The organism is Roseivivax jejudonensis, from assembly GCF_900172265.1.
GTDB classification, from domain to species: domain Bacteria; phylum Pseudomonadota; class Alphaproteobacteria; order Rhodobacterales; family Rhodobacteraceae; genus Roseivivax; species Roseivivax jejudonensis.
This window is the reverse complement of record NZ_FWFK01000006.1, coordinates 111,981-129,745: the sequence shown is the minus strand read 5'-3', so window position 1 is coordinate 129,745 and position 17,765 is coordinate 111,981. Positions and strand designations below refer to the sequence as shown.

The following is a 17,765-nucleotide window of genomic DNA, read 5'->3' as shown; positions in this document are numbered from 1 at the left end:
CTGTCTCCTCCCGTGGCTCGGCCCGGCGCTACATCGGCGACGGCGTCCCGAAACTTGCGACCAGCCCGACCAGCATCGCCAGCGCGCCCGCCGCGAACGGCGCGAACAGCACCGACACCGCCCGGAGACGCAGGAAGGAGGCGCCGATCAGCGGCAGTTCGTAGATGAAGATGCGATGCGCCGCGAAGACGCTCCACGAGGTCACGAAGGTGACGAGCGCGGCGGTCGAGGCGCCGGCCTTGGCGAAGACCGCCGCGATGGCGAAGGCGATGACCGGCCCCGCCGGCACCATCAGCCCCGTCGCCGCCGCCACCGGCAGCGCCAGGAGCCCGGCATCGTCGCCCAGATAGCCCGAGATCGTCTCGCGCGGGATCAGCTGCGCGATGAAGCCCGCCGCGACCAGCGCGCAGAGCATCCGCGGCACCAGCTTGGCGAATTGTTCGAGGAACCGCTTGAGGGTTGGCCCGGGATCGAGGCGCTGCCGCACCGCGAGCGCGACGAGGGCGGCCAGCAGCACGAGCAGGACGATGAACCCGATGCTCATGCGCGGCTCGGCCGGCTGTCGGACGTGCCGCCGTGGTCGGGATCGTCCTTGATCCGCAGCTCGAACGGCAGCTGTCGCGCCAGCATCCCCGCCAGCACCGGCAGCGGCAGCGACACCAGCACCCGCAGAAAGGCGAACTCCGCCCCCATGAACGGTACGTCCCAGACGAGGATGCGCTGCAGCCCGAGCGTCGCCCAAGACGTGATATAGGCGACCATCGCGCCGCGATCGGCGCCCGAGCCCGCCAGCACCGCCAGGAGCGCGTAGGCCGAGGCCGGCCCGCCCGGCGTCACCGCGCCGGCGGCGGTCGCGATCAGCAGGCCCGCGAACCCGCTCTCGGTGCCGACGAGGCCCGAGATCCGGTCGCGCGGCAGCAGGAACCAGATCAGCGCCGCGATCGACAGGGCGACCACGACGCGCGGCATCAGGTCGACCAGCAGCGCGCCGTCGTTGATGATCGCGTCGGCGACCGCCTCCTGTCCCTTGATCGCCCAGCAGGCGATGCCGGTGACGACGGCCGCCGCCGCGAAGCCCCAGAACCCCTTGCCGAACCCGTCCACGAGCACCGCGCGGCGCCAGGCGGGATCGGAAAGGTATGCAAAGCGGGACATGCGGCGGGCGGCCTTCGGTCAGTGATGGTGATGATGGTGCGGATCGTCGTGATCGTGGCCGTGGCCGTGGTGATGGTCGTGCTCGGCGCGATGCTCGGCGGCCATGCGCTGCGGCTCGGCATGGCCGGCGCTGACCGCCTCGATAATCGCGCGGAAGAGGTCCGCCTCGGGCGGCAATTGTCCGGCGAGAAAGCCCGCCAGCCGGGCCAGTGCGATCGACTGCGCGGCCAGCGCGTCGACGGTCTCGTCCTCCTCGGCGGCGGCGATGTCGGCCAGCGCGCGCGACAGGCCCTCGCGGAAGACGGACTCCATGTAGGCGGCGCGTCCGTCGGCCTCGGCCAGCCCGCGCGGCGCGGCGCGCGCCTCCGCCTCGGGCGACAGGCCCTCGCGGCGCGCGATCACCCGCATCTGCTCCAGCAGGTCCTGCCCGACCTGCACCTGCTCGTCGATCTCACCGCACATGCCGCGTGTCCTTTGATGCGCCGTGGCGCGGAAATGGGGGGCCGGGGGCGGCCCGGCCGGCGCGACGCGCGCGGGTGGCGCCTGCGTCGGCGAAAGGGAGCCGGGCCCGCGCCTCACGCGCGGGCCCGGTCGTGGCGATCAGATGACGCCGGCGCCGAGGCCGAGGCCCAGCATCGCCGTGCCAGCACCGAGCGCGCGGCCGAGCGTGCCGACGCTGCCGGCCCCGCCGGCGAGACGTGCCAGCCCGAGGCCGAGGCCGATGCCCACCGCGTGCAGCAGCGCGGTGCCGAGCACGAAGCCCGCGAGGTAGCCGCCCGGCGCCGCGGCGCCCAGCTCGCCACCGTGGGCAAAGCCGTGGAACAGCGCGAAGACCCCGACGATGGCCGCCCCGCCGGCGACCGGCACGCGCGCCGCGATCGCGACCAGAAGGCCGATCAGCACCACAGAGGCGAGGATCATCGGCTCCACGAACGGCAGCCACAGGCCGGCCATCGCGAGGCCGAAGCCGACAACCATGGCGCCGACGAACGCTGCGGGCACCGCCGCAACGGCGCGGCCGCCCAGCATCGCGGCCCAGAGACCGACCGCGACCATCGCCAGCACGTGGTCGAGGCCGAACAGCGGGTGGGTGAAGCCGGCGGCCACCGAGCCGTGCGCGGCCGGGTCGAGGTGCGCGGCAGCCGGCGATGCGACGGCGAGGCCGGCACCGGCCAGCGCGAGGAGTCGTGCGAATTTCATCTGGGTCTCTCCCTGTCAGTTCAGTCTTTCAAGTGTTGCCGGCCCGTCCGGGCCGGCCGTGTCTCAGGCCCGCAGCGCCGTCAGCATGGCCGGGATGAAATCGTCATCCTGCGCCACCACCAGAACCCGCGCGAACCGCCGCATCGAGTTCACCACGGTCGCCACCGCCGCATCGCTCCGCCCCTGCCCGAGGGCAAGGCCGGCGCACATGATCCGCCGCTCGAAGCACTCGCGCGCGATCACCTCGGCCGCGCCCTCGCTGGTGCCGTCGGAGGCCAGGAGCACGACGACGTCCGCGCCCTCGATCTCGTCGAGAAGCGACGCCGCCGCGCCGTCCGGCCGGCTGAGCGGCAGGTCCTCGGGGCGCGTGTCCGGGCTGACCTTGCCCCGTGCGGCCAGCGTGAGGAAGTGCGCATCGTTCCAGGGCTCCTCGGTGATGCCGTACATCGCCTCGGCTGCCGCTTCATCGAGCGCAAAGATGCGCGACGAGCGCGTCATCGAGTTCGGGTACTGCACCCGGTAGCGCGCCTCCTCGGCGGTCGCGGCCCGCGAACAGCTCGACAGCATGGTCGGGTGATCGACCGGGCCGCGATCGCGGCGCGTGGCGTTGTCCGCCTCGAAGATGTCGTCGGAATCGTGTGGCATCCGGTTACACCGAGGTCTGCTTGACGCCGGGCCGGACGGTCAGGTCCTCGGCCATCGCGTCCTTGAACGGTTGGTCGTCCGGCAGGACCTTCGCGGCCGAGCGCACCATCTGGTGCTCGGTCGTGCGGCCCGGCGGCTGGACGCCCTTGTCGCGCAGCGCGATCGCCGCCTTCCGCAGGCGGTGGCGCGCCATGATGATGCCGTTGTCGGTCGACACGAGGTTTTCCCGCGTGCGGTCGACGACCGGCCCCATGCTCTCCTGCAGGCTCGCGTCCTGCATGGCGATGCCCCAGATGCCGGAATAGCTCTCGCCCGACTTCTGCGCCGCGCGGTCCATCAGGTAGTCGTTGTCCTTGTTCTGCAGCGGGCGGAAGCTGTCCTCGGACTCGTACTTGTTGTGGACGCCGTAGCCGTCCTTCATCGCCTGAAGCTCTTCGGGCGTGAGCGGCCGCGTCGGGTGGTAGTCGAACGACCACGCCCAGCAGTTGTAGTCGTCGATCGGCACCCAGAAGTGGCCGTGCACCGGGTGGTCGCCGCGCGGCGGCACCATCGTGAACGACGGCATCACCCACGGCGTGATCCGCCAGTAGTAGTGCCCTTCCTCGGCCATGCGGCGCGCGCCGATGAACAGCCCGCCGTCGGATTCGGTGACCTCGAAGACCGGCTTCTTGTCGTTGGCGTTGTACTGGTTGCCCTTGGCGCCCTTGAACAGCGGGTCGGACTTCAGCCCACCCGAGTGCAGGAACGACACGTGGCTCGAGTCGATGCCGCCCTCCATCGCCTGCAGCCAGTTGCATTCCTGCCAGCGCTTGGAGGTGTAGGTCTGGTCCTCGGGAACGGTCGCGAACTCCCACTCGGGCTCCGGCGGCCGGTTCTCCTTGTCGCCCATGTGCGTCCAGAGCACGTCGCCCACCTTGATGAGCGGGTAGGCCTTGAGCTTGATCTTCTCGCAGAAGCCCGATTCCTCGGGCTCGGACGGCACCTCGATGCACTGCCCGTTCACGTCGTATTTCCAGCCGTGATAGGGGCAGCGCAGGCCGCCTTCCTCGTTCCGGCCGAACCACAGCGACACGCCGCGGTGGGCACAGAACTCGTCCATCAGGCCGTAGCGGCCCTTGCTGTCGCGAAACGCGATCAGCCGCTCGCCGAGGAGCTTCACCCGCACCGGCGGGCAATCGTCCTCGGGAAGTTCGCGCGCCAGGAGCGCGGGGATCCAGTACTGACGGAACATTTCGCCCATCGTGGTGCCCGGATCGGTCTGGGTCAGCAGGTCGTTGACTTCCTTGCGCAGCATCGTGCCGCCTCCTCCTTCGATCGTCGCGCCCGGCGCCTCGTCCCGTTCCGACGGGCGCCGCGGCCTTCGTCATGCATCCCTCATGCCCGCGACGGCGGTCAGCCCTTGGGCGGCAGGTCCGCCTTCTCGGCCTCGTAGGCGGGCTCCATCTTCGACTCGAGCCCGTTCTCGGCAAGAGAGTCGGCGAACATCGTCCGCACCAGGTCGCTCTCGTCGGCATAGTCGATCTGGTCGCCGCCGATGCGCTGGCTGATCCACGCCTTCGGCACGCCCTGTTCGTTGCGGATCGCCACGCCCTCGTACTTGAAGGCGAGATAGCGCGCCGGCGTCGTTCCGGTATTGAAATGCTGGTGGTACCACATGTTCGGCGGCACGATCATCGAGCCCGGCTTCCAGTCGTAGCGCTTGGGCTCCGCGCCCTCGGGCCACATCAGCGAATAGCCCTCGCCCGACAGGATGATGACGTGCGCGCCCGGCCCGTGGCGGTGGCACTTCTTGTAGGTGCCGACCGGGAACTGGCTGATGTGGCTGTTCATCGAGCACTTGGCGAGCTGGAAGCGGATGTGTCCGCCACCGGCGCCGCGCTCCTTGGCCTCGACCAGCGGCAGGTTCACCGCGTCCGCGACGTAGTTGGTCTCGAGCAGCAGGCCCTGCATCTGCTTGGACTCCGCGAAGTAGTCGGGCTCGCCCGAGAACCGCCCCTCGAAGTCGTAGGCGGTGTGGAAGAGGAAGTTCGGATCCTCGAACACGTTCATCAGCGGCGGCATGTTGGTCACGCCGATATACCGCGCGGGCTCGGTGCCCGAGCCGTTGAAGTGCTGGTGATTGGCGTTGAGCGGGATCCCGAAGATCGCGCCCGGCCCCCATTCGAAGCTGGTGCGGTTGCCCTTGTCGTCCCACACCACGGTCGATCCGCGGCCCGACAGGATCAGCACCGTCTCCTCGAAGAGCTGGCGGTGCGGCTCGAGCTTGCCGCCGGCGGGGATCTCCATGACGTAGCAGTCGTTCGTCGTCCGGCTGGCGTCGTGGTTCATGAAGACCGCGTTGCCACCCCGCCGCGCCCACGGCTTCAGCTCGACCTCGTGCAGCGACGGCACGTAGTTGCCGTTGATGAGCTCGAGACCCTCGTCCTTGAGAAAGCGCGTATAGGGCGTCTCCTTCTCGGTCTTGAACTTCTCGGCCAGCTGGTCGGACACGCGCGCATGGGTGTTCATTTCTTCTCCCTCCCGGCAACGGCGCTCCTCGCGCCGGATTTTTCGGTTGCGCAAAAGATACGTCGGCGGCTACGGTCACGTCAATGGACCGACGGTCCGCATAGAGGAACAGTTGATGGCCGACGAGAAGCGTCCCCCCAGGCACACGATCGACGACCACATGTTCGGGGATTTCTACCCTCACGAGCATGGCGACGACGCCGACCACGATCACGACGACATCGACCCCGGCCCGCTCGAGGAGAATCCGATCTGGCAGCGCGACAACGTGGCGCTGACCTCGGTCGGGATCGACATCGGCAGCGCCGGCACGCAGGTGATCTTTTCCACGATCCACCTGCAGCGCGTCGCCGACAGCCATGCCTCGCGCTACGTGATCGTCGACCGGCAGACCGCCTACGAGTCGCCGGTGTCGTTCACGCCCTATGCCGGCGAGACCGAGATCGACGCCGCCGCGCTCGGCGCGATCATCGACGACGCCTATGCCGAGGCCGCGGTCCGGCCCTCCGACATCGACACCGGGGTGGTGATCCTCACCGGCGAGGCGCTGCGCCGCCAGAACGCCGAGGCGATCGCCGACGTGGTGTCGGAAAAGGGTGGCGACTTCGTCACCGCGACCGCCGGCAACCACATGGAGGCGATGCTCGCCGCCTACGGCTCTGGCGCCGCCAAGACCAGCCACGAGGGCGGCAACCGCATCCTCAACGTCGATATCGGCGGCGGCACGACGAAGCTCGCCCTGTGCGAGGCCGGGCGGGTCGTCTGGACCGCCGCGCTCGGCGTCGGCGGACGGCTGATCGCGACCGAGGACGGCCGCGTCACCCGGGCGGAGCCCACCGGGCGCCACCACGCCGCCGCGGCGGGGCTCGACCTGGCCGTCGGCGCGCCCTGCCCGCCCGAGGCGCTCGACCGCGTGGCTACGCGCATGGCCGATATCGTGGTCACCGCGCTGACCGCGCGGCCGCTGCCGCGCGACGTGGCCGAGCTGTTCCTGACCGACATTCCCGACGACATCGGCGATATCGACGGCATCGTGGTGTCGGGCGGCGTGGGCGAATACGTGTCGGGGCGCGAGACCCGCGATTTCGGCGACATCGGCCTGCCGCTCGGCAAGCGGCTGCGCGCGCGCATCGACGCGGGCGATCTCGGCGCGCCCTACATGCACGCCGCCGCCTGCATCCGCGCCACCGCGCTCGGCGCGTCGGAATACTCGGTCCAGCTTTCGGGCCAGACCTCGACGATCACCCGACCGGGCCGGGTGCTGCCGCGCCGGTCGATGCAGGTGCTCAAGCCCGACATCGACCTGTCGCAGGCGCCCACCGCGCCGCCGATCGCCCGCGCGATCCTGCAGCACTTCGAGTCCTTCGATCTCGCGCCGTCGGACAACGAGGTCGCGCTCGCCTTCGAGTTCAACGGCCCGCCGGAATACCGCGCGATCCGCGCGCTCGCCGACGGCATCGTCGCGGCGATGCGGCCCTGGCTCGAGGCCGGGCGTCCGCTGCACGTGATGATCGACGGCGACATCGCCCAGACCCTCGGCGGCATCCTGCGCGACGAGATCGGGCTCAACAACGATCTGCTCATCCTAGACGGGATCGAGCTGCGCGATTTCGACTACATCGACCTCGGCAAGGTGCGCCTGCCCTCCTACACGGTGCCGGTCACGGTGAAATCGCTGCTGTTCTCCGAGGATCCGCGCGGCCCCCGCCGGCAGGAGCGCATCCAGTTCCAGCCGGCGCCCGCCGCCGGCCACGGCCATCACCACCACGGTGACGGGCACCATCACCATCATCACGACCACGAGCATGACCACGACCACGGGCACCACCACCATCATCACGACCACGACCCCGCGCATGGCCACTCTCATGCGCATCACGGTCACGACGACGACGGAAGCGACCGGTGAACGCGGCGCCATCATTGACAGCGTGGACTCGCGACCGGGAAACTGGAATGGAGTTCTTTCCAGTGGAACGGAGTGCGTGATGGAAGAAGCTGACGATCTCAAACCCGGCGGCCGCAAGGAGCTGAACCGCAACCCACGGCGCGACAGCTCGCGGTTGTCCTCGGTCGCGACGGCGATCCATCTCCTCAAGACGTTCACCGAGGAGGACACCGAGCTCGGGATATCCGAACTCGCCAAGCGACTCAACGTCGCCAAGAGCACCGTGCACCGGCTGGCCGGCACGCTGCTCGAGGAAAACCTGCTCCAGCAGAACCCCGAGAACGGGCGCTACTCGCTCGGCGTCGGGCTGTTCTCGCTCGGCTCGCTGGTGCGTTCGCGGCTCGACGTCACGAGCGAGAGCAAGACCATCCTGAACGAGCTGCGGGACGCGACGCAGGAAAACACCCGCCTCGCCGTGCTCGAACGCGACCGGGTGGTGTTCCTGCACGACTTCGAAAGCCCGCAGACCCTGCGCCTGCGCTCGCGGACCGGCCAGCTGAAGCCCGCCTTCTGCACCGCCGAGGGGCATTGCCTGCTGTCGGGCCTGCGCGACGACGAGTTCGAATCCTTCCTCGCCATGCCGCGCACCGCGCGCACCGAGCGGTCGGTCACCGACGAGGACGAGCTGCGCGCGCGCATCCGCAAGGCCAAGCGTCACGGCTACGCGGTCGAGGACGAGGAATGCGACGAGGGCACCCGCTGCATCGCCGCGCCGATCTACAACGGCGAAGGCCGCATCGTCGCCGCCGTCGGCATCGCCGGCCCCCGCGTGCGCATCCGCAAGAACATGTTTCCCAAGCTCGGACCGCAGGCCATCGAGGCCGCGCAGCAGATCTCCGAGCGCCTGGGCTACATCCGCCGACAACCGATCTACGTCTGACCGCCCGAAGGAGCCGCCCGCACCATGCCCACGATCACGCTGCAGTCCGATGGCACCCAGTTCGAGTGCGCGCCGGGGGACACCATCCTCCGCGCGGCGCTCCGGGCGGGGCTGGGCGTGCCCTATTCGTGCAACGTGGGCGAATGCGGGAACTGCAAGTTCCAGCTGATCAAGGGCGAGGTGCGCCACACCCGCGACGATCCGCCCGCGTGGTCCGAAAAGAAGGACCTCAAGCGCGGCCGCTGGCTCGGCTGCCAGGCCGAACCGCTGGTCGATTGCGTCATCAAGCTGCGCCCCGACCCCGAGGCCGTCAGCCGCGACCGCCCCGCCCTGCGCGAGGCCGAGCTTCTGAGCGCGACGCCGGTCGCGCACGACCTCACCGAGTTCTCCTTCCGCATCGACGGCGCGGACGGCTTCCGCCCCGGGCAATACGCGCTGATCGGCGCGCCCGGCATCACCGGCGGCCGCGCCTACTCGATGTCGAACCTGCCCGGCGACGGCACGTGGGACTTCATCGTCAAGCGCAAGCCCGGCGGCGCGGTGACCGCGCATCTCTTCGACACGCTCGAACCCGGCGGCACGGTCACCCTCGACGGGCCCTACGGCACCGCGTGGCTGCGCGAGGACAGCCCGCGCGACATCGTTCTGCTCGCCGGCGGCTCGGGCCTGTCGCCGATGGTGTCGATCGCCCGCGGCGCCGACGCGGCCGGCATGCTCGGCGACCGCCGGATCCACCTCCTCTACGGCGCGCGAAGCGAGGCCGACCTTTTCGACCCGGCGACCGTCCTCGGCGGCGACCTCGCGCCCAAGGTCACGGTCACCACCGCGCTGATGGAGCCCTCGGCCGACTGGAGCGGCGCAACCGGGCTCCTGCCCGACGTGGCACGCGACACGCTCGGCGACGCGCTCGCCGCGTGCGAACTCTACTTCGCCGGCCCCGCCGCGATGAGCCAGGCGGTGCAGCTCATGGCCCACGAGGCCGGCCTGCCCCCCGAGCGGATGCATTTCGACGAATTCTACTGACGCCGCGGCTGGCCGAGAGGCCGACCGGCCGACGTCATCGACCATTCAGACCCGCGGCCAGCGGGCATCCGGGGAGGGACCATGCCAAATCTGCCACTCACGCTCGGCTGCTGGGACTACGACCGTGTCCAGGCGCTGATGGACGGCCGCGTGCGGCCCGAGGGGATCGACCTGACGTTCCTCAACATGGTGGTCGAGGAAACCTTCTTCCGCATGTTGCGCAACCGCGAATTCGACGTCTCCGAGATGTCGATGTCGTCCTACCTCGTGTCGCTGACCAAGCCCGACCGCCCGTTCGTGGCGATCCCGGTCTTTCCCAGCCGCTTCTTCCGCCACTCGTGCATCTACGTGAACGCGGACGCCGGCATCGACAGCCCGGCGGACCTCGTCGGCAAGCGCTTCGGCTGCCCCGAATACCAGATGACCGCGCCGGTCTGGATCCGCGGGATCCTGTCGGACCATTACGGCGTGCCGGTGGACGGGCCGACCTACGTCACCGGCGGCGAGGAAGAGCCCAACCGCCAGGAAAAGGTGCCGCTCGACCTGCCGCCGAATTTCCGGGTGGAGCGGATCGGCCCCACCGACACGCTGGCGCAGATGCTCGCCGACGGCCGGATCGACGCCTTTCACACCGCGCGCAAGCCCTCGACCTACGACGGGGTGAGGGTGAAACGGCTCTTTCCCGACTACGTCGAGGTCGAAAAGGCCTACTGGCGCGACACCGGGATCTTCCCGATCATGCACGTCGTCGCCATCCGCCGCGAGGTCTACGAGGCCAACCGCTGGATCGCCATGAACCTGTTCCAGGCGTTCCGCGAGGCGCAGCGCCTGACCTACGAGGGCCTGAAGGAGACCGCGGCGCTCAAGGGGATGCTGCCGTGGTTCAACGCCCACGTGGAAGAGACCTTCGACACGATGGGCGACGATTTCTGGCCCTACGGCGTGGAGCCCAACCGCGCCACGCTCGACACCTTCCTGCGCTACCACCACGAACAGGGGCTGAGCCCGCACAAGCTGTCGGTCGACGACATGTTCGCACCCGAAACCCTCGAGGAGTTCGTCATATGAGCGGCGTCACCATCCCGCGGCTGCACCAGATGAAGCGCGACGGCCAGAAGATCTTCGGCGTCGTCTGCTGGGACACCCACATGGCCGCGATCGCCGACGGCATCGGCGCCGAGATCGTGTCGGTGGGCGACACCGTGGGCAAGAACCTCTGGGGCCGCGACACCATGTTCGAGATCACCATGGACGAGATGGTGATCGTCACCAAGGCCGCCCGCCGCGGCGTGAAACGCGCGCTGCTCTCCGCCGACTTTCCCTACGGTCCGCTGCAGGAGGGCGTCGACGCCGCCGTGCGCGCCGGCATCCGGCTGGTCAAGGAGGCCGGCATCGACCTGCTGAAGCTCGACGGCGCGGCGGACTACCCCGAGGCGGTCAGCGCGCTCGCCCGCGCGGGCATCCCGGTCTGGGCGCAGTTCGGCCTGACGCCGCAGACCGCCCTGGCGATGGGCATCCCCTACGAGAACCAGGCCAAGGCCGGGTCCGACCTCGTCGCCGGGATGGAGGCGCGGATGATCGAGGAGGCCCGGATGCTCGAAGCCGCCGGCGCGGTCCTGCTCGACTTCACCAATTCGGGGCCCGTCGTCGGGCCCAAGGTCGTCGAGGCGGTGTCGATCCCGGTGATCGGCGGCTTCGGCGGCGGGCCCTGGCTCGACGGCCGGGTGCGGCTCGCGCAGGCCGCGGTTGGGTACGACGCGAGCCTCGTCGGCCAGGAGGCCAAGGGCTACGCCAACGTGGCGCAGATCATGCACGACGCGCTGGCCGAATGCGCCGGCGACGTGCGCGACGCGCGCCAGATCAAGGGACAGCCGGGGAGGTAACGCCATGCCGTTCGCCGAGATCGACGGAATTTCGACGCGCTACGAGGTGACGGGCGAGGGACCGCCGCTGCTGATGTTCTCGCCCGGCGGCTTCGACGCCCGGATCGAGAAATGGACGGACCTCGGCGTCTACAAGCGCATCCGCCTGCTGGATCACCTGCCCCGGCACTTCACCTGCATCCTGTTCGACCGGCGCGAGAACGGCCAGTCGGGCGGCCGGGTCGAGCGCGTCACCTGGGACCACTACGTGCGCCAGGGCGCGGGGCTTCTCGATCATCTCGGGCACGATCGCGCGCACCTGATGGGCGGATGCATGGGCTGCTGCCCGGTCTCGGCCTTCGCCGCGACCCTGCCCCACCGCGTGATCTCGATGGTGCATTACTGGCCCGTGGGCGGCGCCAACTACCGCATCTCCGGGCACCAGCGCTTCGCCCGCCACCTCGCCTTCGCCGAGGAGAACGGGCTGCAGGCGGTCGTCGACCTGGTGAAGAGCCACGACAAGAACTTCTCGGGCGACCCGCGCGGCGGGCCCTGGGGCCAGCCGATCCGCAACTCGGACAGCTTCGCGGCGGAATATGCGGCGCTCGACCTCGAGCGCTACCTGCTGACGGTCCGCGGCATGATGCGCGGCCTGATCGACCGCGACACCTCGCCCGGCGCCGAGCCCGAGGACCTGATGCGCCTGTCGATCCCCGCCCTCGTGGTGCCCGGCGCCGACGGCTTCCACGCCACCTCCGCGGCGCGCTACATGCACGAATGCCTGTCCGGCGCGGAATACTGGGATGTCCCCCCCGACGCCCAGACCGAGGAGACCGCCCCGGCGCGCGTGCTCGACTTCCTGCGCGCGGCGGGCTGAGGGGTGCGTGAGGGGGCGCTGCCCCCTCTTGGCCTGCGGCCAATTCACCCCCGGAGTACTTGCGCCAAGAAGAAGAGCCGGCGCCCGGGGCGGTTCGGGGTGTGGGCGTCAGGCGGCACGGTCGTGGAGCTCGGGGGCGAAGAGATCCTCGAGCGGGATCGGCGCGTCGACGATGCGCTGCGCGACCGCCTGGGCCATCAGCGTCTCGAGCACGGCGCGGTTGGGCGCGATCCCGTAGGGCAGCGGCGCGTGGCCGGCGGCGCTCACCGCCGCGTGCACGCGGTCGGTCGGCGCGGGCTCGGCGATGCGCCCGGCCGCGAGATCGGCGAGGTAGAGATCGCGCGACGCGGCGAAGGCGTCGAAGAGCTGATCCGCGAGGCCGGGATGCGCCGCCAGCACGTCGTCGCGGACCACGACGAGGTGATTGATCGGATAGAAGCCGCGGTCGCGGCAGGCGGCGAGGCCGGCCTCGAACGGATCGGCGATCACCGGCACGAGGCCCTCGCCTTTTGCCGGCAGGCCGACCCCGGCGACCGGGTCGCCGGCGCGGATCTGGTCCTCCAGCGACCCCTCGCCGCCCAGCTCCTCGACGTTCGGCGGCGGCACGAAGCTCGCCACGTGCTCGTCGTCCGATCGCGCCCAGGTCACCTGGCCGAGATCGACGCCGTGCTCCTCGGCGAGGATGGTGCGGGCCCAGACGCCGGTGGTCACGGTGTAGCCGCGCATCACGCCGACGCGGCGGCCCTCGAGATCCTTCGGGCCGGACAGGCAAGCGGCGGCGTTCATCGCCATCGACTTGTGGTGGAAGTCGCGCACCAGGAAGATCGGCAGCCCGGTCAGCGGCGCGCCGTGCGCGCGCGCGCAGAGAAACGTCGTCAGCGCCATTTCCGAGACGTCGTAGGCGCCCTCGCGCACCATGCGGCGGAAGGCGCGCGGCAGCGGGTTCACCTCCTCGAAGTCGAGCTCGAAATCGGGCAGGCCGACCGCCCCCTCCTTCAGCGCGCGGTTGTTTCCCTGCGTGCGGCTCACGGCGCTCAGGCGGGTCTTGGGCATGGTCGTCCTTTCCGGGTCTCTCAGCAGCAATCGGGGTCGCCGTCGTCGACGAGGCCCGGCAGGAGCCACGCGACGGGCAGGTCGGCCTCGCCGACCTCGGCGAGGGGTTTGAACACCCGCAGGCGGTAGCGCGCGTGGCCGATCCAGAAGCGCACCAGCGTCTCGCGCGCGGGAACGCCCGGCAGCCGCGTGCGCTCCTCGCGCACCAGCACGAGCGCGTCGTCGGGCACGCCGAAGCGCGCGCGCACCGCCGACTCGATCCGCCGCAGGTGCGGCAGCGTCGCGGGATCGCCCGACAGCCTCTGGAACATCGCCCTCCCCGGGGTCTTCGCCTCATTGTTCCGTCATGCGGAACCACGTTCTTGAATGCAGTCTGGCTCTTTGCTACCCCTTCGTCAACGACAGAGACGGAGGAGCCCGCCCTTGGCCGAGAAAGTAGTTGCCGCGGTCCGCACCGCCCCGGAGGTGACCGAGTTCCGCGAGTTCGACATGCCCGACGTGCCCGACGACGCGGCGCTGCTCAAGGTCGAGGTGGCGGGCATCTGCGGGACGGACGTGAAGTTCTATTCCAAGCCGCCGATCGACGAGCCGGTGATCATGGGTCACGAGAACATCGGCCGCATCGCCAAGGCCGGCAAGACCTTCCAGAAGCGGCGCGGCCTGAAGGAGGGCGACCTCGTCTTCGCCGAGCATTACGTGGGCTGCATGAACTGCGAACATTGCCACCGCGGCGACTACCGGCTCTGCATCGCCACGGACTGGCGCAAGAACCCCGAGGGCATCCGCTTCGGCTACACGCCGATGACGCGGGCGCCGCATCTCTGGGGCGGCTTCGCGCAGTACATGTACCTGCCGTGGAACGCCGTGCTGCACAAGGTGCCCGACGGGCTGTCGGCCGAACTCGCCGGTGTCGTCACGCCGATGGCCAACGGCATCCAGTGGGCGCTGTTCGACTGCGGGGTCGGCTACAATTCGCGCGTTCTGGTGCAGGGGCCCGGCCAGCAGGGGCTGAGCCAGGTCGTCGCCTGCAAGCAGGCCGGCGCGTCGCTGATCATCGTCACCGGCACGTCGAAGGACGAAAAGCGCCTCGAGGTCGCCAGGCAGCTCGGTGCCGACCACACGATCAACGTCGAGGAGGAGGACCCGCTCGAGCGGATCAGCGCGATCACCGGCGGCGAGGGCGTGGACGTGGCGCTCGACTGCACAGCCGGGGCGGGCACGATTCCCACGCTGCTCGGCATCGAGGCGCTCAAGCGCAAGGGCGGCACGCTGCTGATCCAGGGCGAGGGGCTGGCGGAGTTCCCGAACTTCCCGTTCGGCAAGATCGCCAACAAGTACATCACGGTGAAGGCCGCGCGCGGGCACAACTACGAAAGCTGCGAGCTCGGCCTGCAGCAGCTCAACTCCGACCGCTTCCCGCTCGACCTCATCACCACCCACCGCTTCGGGCTGGAACAGACCCACGACGCGATCAAGGCCGTCGGCGCCTCCGGAGAGACGATCCACGTCTCGCTGATGCCCTGGGAATGACGCGGTGGAGGATGCCCGCCTCCCCGTCACGGTGGTGACCGGTTATCTCGGCGCCGGCAAGACGACGCTGGTCAATCACCTGCTCGCGCAGGACACGCGCCGGCTGGCGGTGATCGTCAACGAGTTCGGCGAGGCGGGGATCGACGGCGACCTGATCGAGAGCGGCGACGAGGAGCTGATCGAGCTGAGCTCGGGCTGCATCTGCTGCGTCGTGCGGGGCGACCTGATCCGCACGCTGCGGCGGCTCCTGGACCGCGCGGCGGAGCTCGACGGGATCGTCATCGAGACGACCGGCGTGGCCAATCCCTCGCCGGTCATCCAGACCTTCACCGCCGACCAGGTGCTGGCGGCGCAGTGCCGGCTCGACGCCGTGGTCACGGTGGCCGACGCGCACCACGTCGCCGCACAGGTGGCGGAGCACCGCGACGCCGCCGAGCAGGCCGCGCTGGCGAGCGTCATCCTGCTCAACAAGGCGTCCGACGCGCCCGACCCGGATACCGCCGAGACCCGCCTGCGCGCGCTCAACCGCTTCGCACCGATCCACCGGATCGACCGCGGACGCGTCGATCCGGGCGCGCTTCTCGACACCCACGGCTTCGACCTCGACCGGGTCGCCGAGCGGCTGGAGCCACTGGACGACCACGACCACGCCCACGGGCACGACCACGTCTCGGGCATCGGGTCGGTGTCGCTGACCGAGGACACGCCGCTGGACCCGGTCGCGGTGGAGGCCTGGCTGACCGAGCTTCTGAGCGTCCGCGGCGAGGACATCCTGCGCACCAAGGGGATCCTCTGGGCCGCCGGCGACGAGCGACGGCTCGTGGTGCAGGCGGTGCACATGCTGCTCGAGGGCGATTTCACCACGCCCTGGGAAACGCCACCGCCGCATCGCTCGCGGCTCGTCTTCATCGGCCGCAACCTCGACCCCGACGCGCTGCGGGCGGGCCTGTCGGCCTGCCGCGCCCGCCTGCCCGCCTGATCGCCCCCTGACCGAAGGAGAGACCATGCCGATCTGCGTCACCGACATCACCCGCGCCGACCGCGCCGCCGCCGATGCGCTCGGGCGCTACGGCGTCGCCACCGTGCACGAGGCGCAGGGCCGCACCGGCCTGATGCACCAGCGCCTGCGCCCGATCTTCCGCACCGGCCCGATCAGCGGCACGGCGGTCACCTGCACGCTCCCGCCGGGCGACAACTGGATGATCCACGTCGCCGCCGAGCAGGTGCAGGAGGGCGACATCCTCGTCGCCGCCCCGATCGCGGAGGCGCATTCGGGCTATTTCGGCGATCTGCTCGGCACGCTGTTCCAGAACAAGGGGGTGCGCGGGCTCATCATCGATGCCGGCTGCCGCGACGTCGACGACCTCGAGAAGATGGGCTTTCCGGTCTGGGCGCGGTCGATCTGCGCGCACGGCACGGTCAAGGAGACCGTGGGCGACGTGAACGTGCCGGTTTCCTGCGGCGACACGCTGGTGAACCCGGGCGACGTCATCGTCGCCGACAACGACGGCGTCGTCGTGGTGCCGCGCGCCGACGCGGCGTCGGTGGCGGAAAAGGCGCAGGCGCGCATCGAGCGCGAGGAGACGGTGCGCGCGCGCTACGCCGCGGGCGAGCTCGGCATCGACATCAACGACATGCGGCCGCGACTGGCCGAAAAGGGCCTGACCTACATGACCCAGGCCGACTACGAGGGAGGGCGCAGATGATCATCGACTGCCACGGGCACTACACGACCGAACCCAAGGCCTTCATGGACTTTCGCAAGGCGCAGATCGCGCATTTCGAGGACCCCAAGGCCAACCCGAAGCCCGAACTGGAGGCGATCCCGGACGACGAGATCCGCAGCTCCATCGCCGACAACCAGCTGCGCGCGCTCAAGGAGCGCGGCGGCGACATGACGATCTTTTCGCCCCGGGCGTCGGGCATGGGCCACCATGTCGGCGACGAGGCGATGTCGAAGGAATGGACGAGGCTGTCCAACGACATGATCCACCGGGTCGTGCAGCTCTTTCCGGACAACTTCATCGGCGTCTGCCAGCTGCCGCAGAACCCGCAGGCGCCCATCGCCAACGCGATCGAGGAGCTGGAGCGCTGCGTCGACCTGGGCTTCGTCGGCTGCAACCTGAACCCCGATCCCTCGGGCGGGATGTGGACGGGCGTGCCGCTGACCGACCGCGCGTGGTATCCGTTCTTCGAGAAGATGGTTGAGCTCGACGTGCCGGCGATGATCCACGTGTCGGGCTCGTGCAACCCCAACTTCCACATGACCGGCGCGCACTACATCAACGCCGACACGACGGCGTTCATGCAGTTCCTGCAGGGCGACCTGTTCGCCGATTTCCCGGACCTGCGGCTCATCATCCCGCATGGCGGCGGGGCGGTGCCGTATCACTGGGGCCGCTACCGGGGCCTCGCCGACATGATGGGCAAGCCGCCGCTGCGCGAGCATGTCATGCGCAACGTGTTCTTCGACACCTGCGTCTATCACCAGGCCGGCATCGACTGCCTGTTCGAGGTGATCGACATCGACAACATCCTCTTCGCGTCCGAGATGTTCGGCGCGGTCAAGGGCGTCGATCCCGAGACCGGGCACAACTTCGACGACACCAAGCGCTACATCGACAACCTCGGGCTGGACGCGGCCGACCGCGCCAAGGTGTTCGAGGGCAATGCCCGGCGGGTCTATCCGCGCCTCGACAAGGCGCTCGCGGCGCGGGGTCTCTGACCCGCGCCGCCGGCGTATTGCACCAGCGACATAGCCGTTATCCGCCTTGTTTTGCAGGCTTGTCCGGTCGCCGGACGAGGTTATATTGCACTGCAGCAAAAGGGGAAACTGTTATGACCATTTCGACGTTTGACGCCGGGACCTCCCAAACCCGCAGCCTGAGTGACATCGTCTCGGCGATCGCGCCACGCAAGTTCAAGTTCGACCCGCTGGGCCTCGTGTCGGGCTACCGCTCGTACACAATCTACACCCGCCTCGCCGCCAAGAGCGACGCGGAACTGGCCGAGCTCGGCATCGCGCGCACCGACCTGCCGCGCGTGGCGATGGAAGCGGTCTTCCAGAACCGCGACGCCTGAACG

At 69.7% G+C, this 17,765-nt stretch carries 20 protein-coding genes; 11 read left to right on the top strand and 9 right to left on the bottom strand.

Going from position 1 to position 17,765, the window contains the following annotated elements; translation table 11 throughout:
- Window positions 1-28 precede the first annotated feature (28 nt).
- The 7 genes from ROJ8625_RS16145 to ROJ8625_RS16115 form a co-directional block, all read right to left on the bottom strand.
- A complete protein-coding gene (locus ROJ8625_RS16145; protein WP_085792958.1) occupies window positions 29-544 on the bottom strand; it encodes a hypothetical protein in 516 nt (171 codons plus the stop codon).
- Entirely contained in the window at window positions 541-1,155 is a 615-nt protein-coding gene (locus tag ROJ8625_RS16140; RefSeq protein WP_085792957.1) for a hypothetical protein, read from the bottom strand. Before ROJ8625_RS16140 ends, ROJ8625_RS16145 begins: the two co-directional genes overlap by 4 nt.
- Window positions 1,156-1,173: 18 nt before the next feature.
- On the bottom strand, window positions 1,174-1,617 hold the full coding sequence (locus ROJ8625_RS16135) for a hypothetical protein (RefSeq protein WP_085792956.1): 444 nt from the start codon (window positions 1,615-1,617) through the stop codon (window positions 1,174-1,176).
- Between the two features lie 138 nt (window positions 1,618-1,755).
- Entirely contained in the window at window positions 1,756-2,355 is a 600-nt protein-coding gene (locus tag ROJ8625_RS16130; protein ID WP_085792955.1) for a HupE/UreJ family protein, read from the bottom strand.
- Between the two features lie 63 nt (window positions 2,356-2,418).
- The gene (locus ROJ8625_RS16125; protein ID WP_085792954.1) at window positions 2,419-3,000 is read right to left on the bottom strand and encodes a hypothetical protein; all 582 of its coding nucleotides are present in this window, start codon (window positions 2,998-3,000) and stop codon (window positions 2,419-2,421) included.
- A gap of 4 nt (window positions 3,001-3,004) precedes the next feature.
- Entirely contained in the window at window positions 3,005-4,294 is a 1,290-nt protein-coding gene (locus ROJ8625_RS16120; RefSeq protein ID WP_085792953.1) for an aromatic ring-hydroxylating dioxygenase subunit alpha, read from the bottom strand.
- Window positions 4,295-4,392: 98 nt separating this feature from the next.
- Complete coding sequence (locus ROJ8625_RS16115; protein WP_085792952.1) at window positions 4,393-5,508, bottom strand: cupin domain-containing protein; 1,116 nt, start codon at window positions 5,506-5,508, stop codon at window positions 4,393-4,395.
- A gap of 115 nt (window positions 5,509-5,623) precedes the next feature.
- Between ROJ8625_RS16115 and ROJ8625_RS16110 the strand changes: the two genes are divergently transcribed.
- From ROJ8625_RS16110 to ROJ8625_RS16085, 6 genes are all read left to right on the top strand, one after another.
- The gene (locus ROJ8625_RS16110) at window positions 5,624-7,417 is read left to right on the top strand and encodes an ethanolamine ammonia-lyase reactivating factor EutA (protein WP_085792951.1); all 1,794 of its coding nucleotides are present in this window, start codon (window positions 5,624-5,626) and stop codon (window positions 7,415-7,417) included.
- A 79-nt stretch (window positions 7,418-7,496) separates the two neighbouring features.
- Window positions 7,497-8,336, top strand: a complete 840-nt coding sequence (locus ROJ8625_RS16105) for an IclR family transcriptional regulator (RefSeq protein ID WP_159456785.1) — start codon at window positions 7,497-7,499, stop codon at window positions 8,334-8,336.
- Window positions 8,337-8,360: 24 nt separating this feature from the next.
- A complete protein-coding gene (locus tag ROJ8625_RS16100) occupies window positions 8,361-9,359 on the top strand; it encodes a 2Fe-2S iron-sulfur cluster-binding protein (RefSeq protein ID WP_085792949.1) in 999 nt (332 codons plus the stop codon).
- An 81-nt stretch (window positions 9,360-9,440) separates the two neighbouring features.
- Window positions 9,441-10,427 carry a substrate-binding domain-containing protein gene (locus ROJ8625_RS16095; protein WP_085792948.1) on the top strand — a complete coding sequence of 329 codons (987 nt, stop codon included), beginning with the start codon at window positions 9,441-9,443 and terminating at the stop codon, window positions 10,425-10,427.
- Window positions 10,424-11,242 (top strand): 3-methyl-2-oxobutanoate hydroxymethyltransferase, encoded by an 819-nt coding sequence (locus ROJ8625_RS16090; RefSeq protein ID WP_085792947.1) that lies wholly within the window; start codon window positions 10,424-10,426, stop codon window positions 11,240-11,242. Before ROJ8625_RS16095 ends, ROJ8625_RS16090 begins: the two co-directional genes overlap by 4 nt.
- A 4-nt stretch (window positions 11,243-11,246) precedes the next feature.
- Window positions 11,247-12,098, top strand: coding sequence for an alpha/beta fold hydrolase (locus ROJ8625_RS16085; protein WP_085792946.1), 852 nt, complete (start codon window positions 11,247-11,249; stop codon window positions 12,096-12,098).
- A gap of 108 nt (window positions 12,099-12,206) precedes the next feature.
- On the opposite strand, the gene ROJ8625_RS16080 is transcribed toward ROJ8625_RS16085, so the two are convergent.
- Both ROJ8625_RS16080 and ROJ8625_RS16075 read right to left on the bottom strand, forming a co-directional pair.
- The gene (locus tag ROJ8625_RS16080; protein WP_085792945.1) at window positions 12,207-13,151 is read right to left on the bottom strand and encodes a substrate-binding domain-containing protein; all 945 of its coding nucleotides are present in this window, start codon (window positions 13,149-13,151) and stop codon (window positions 12,207-12,209) included.
- A 20-nt stretch (window positions 13,152-13,171) separates the two neighbouring features.
- Window positions 13,172-13,462 carry a hypothetical protein gene (locus tag ROJ8625_RS16075; protein ID WP_085792944.1) on the bottom strand — a complete coding sequence of 97 codons (291 nt, stop codon included), beginning with the start codon at window positions 13,460-13,462 and terminating at the stop codon, window positions 13,172-13,174.
- 112 nt (window positions 13,463-13,574) lie between these two features.
- Between ROJ8625_RS16075 and ROJ8625_RS16070 the strand changes: the two genes are divergently transcribed.
- The 5 genes from ROJ8625_RS16070 to ROJ8625_RS16050 all read left to right on the top strand — a co-directional run bounded on the left by ROJ8625_RS16070 (window position 13,575) and on the right by ROJ8625_RS16050 (window position 17,762).
- Window positions 13,575-14,681 carry a zinc-dependent alcohol dehydrogenase gene (locus ROJ8625_RS16070; RefSeq protein WP_143535150.1) on the top strand — a complete coding sequence of 369 codons (1,107 nt, stop codon included), beginning with the start codon at window positions 13,575-13,577 and terminating at the stop codon, window positions 14,679-14,681.
- Between the two features lie 4 nt (window positions 14,682-14,685).
- Entirely contained in the window at window positions 14,686-15,660 is a 975-nt protein-coding gene (locus ROJ8625_RS16065) for a CobW family GTP-binding protein (protein ID WP_085792943.1), read from the top strand.
- Between the two features lie 25 nt (window positions 15,661-15,685).
- On the top strand, window positions 15,686-16,387 hold the full coding sequence (locus ROJ8625_RS16060; RefSeq protein WP_085792942.1) for a 4-carboxy-4-hydroxy-2-oxoadipate aldolase/oxaloacetate decarboxylase: 702 nt from the start codon (window positions 15,686-15,688) through the stop codon (window positions 16,385-16,387).
- Window positions 16,384-17,406: an amidohydrolase family protein gene (locus tag ROJ8625_RS16055; protein ID WP_085792941.1), complete on the top strand. Its 1,023-nt coding sequence runs from the start codon at window positions 16,384-16,386 to the stop codon at window positions 17,404-17,406. Before ROJ8625_RS16060 ends, ROJ8625_RS16055 begins: the two co-directional genes overlap by 4 nt.
- A gap of 113 nt (window positions 17,407-17,519) precedes the next feature.
- Window positions 17,520-17,762, top strand: a complete 243-nt coding sequence (locus ROJ8625_RS16050; RefSeq protein ID WP_085792940.1) for a hypothetical protein — start codon at window positions 17,520-17,522, stop codon at window positions 17,760-17,762.
- Window positions 17,763-17,765: the final 3 nt, after the last annotated feature.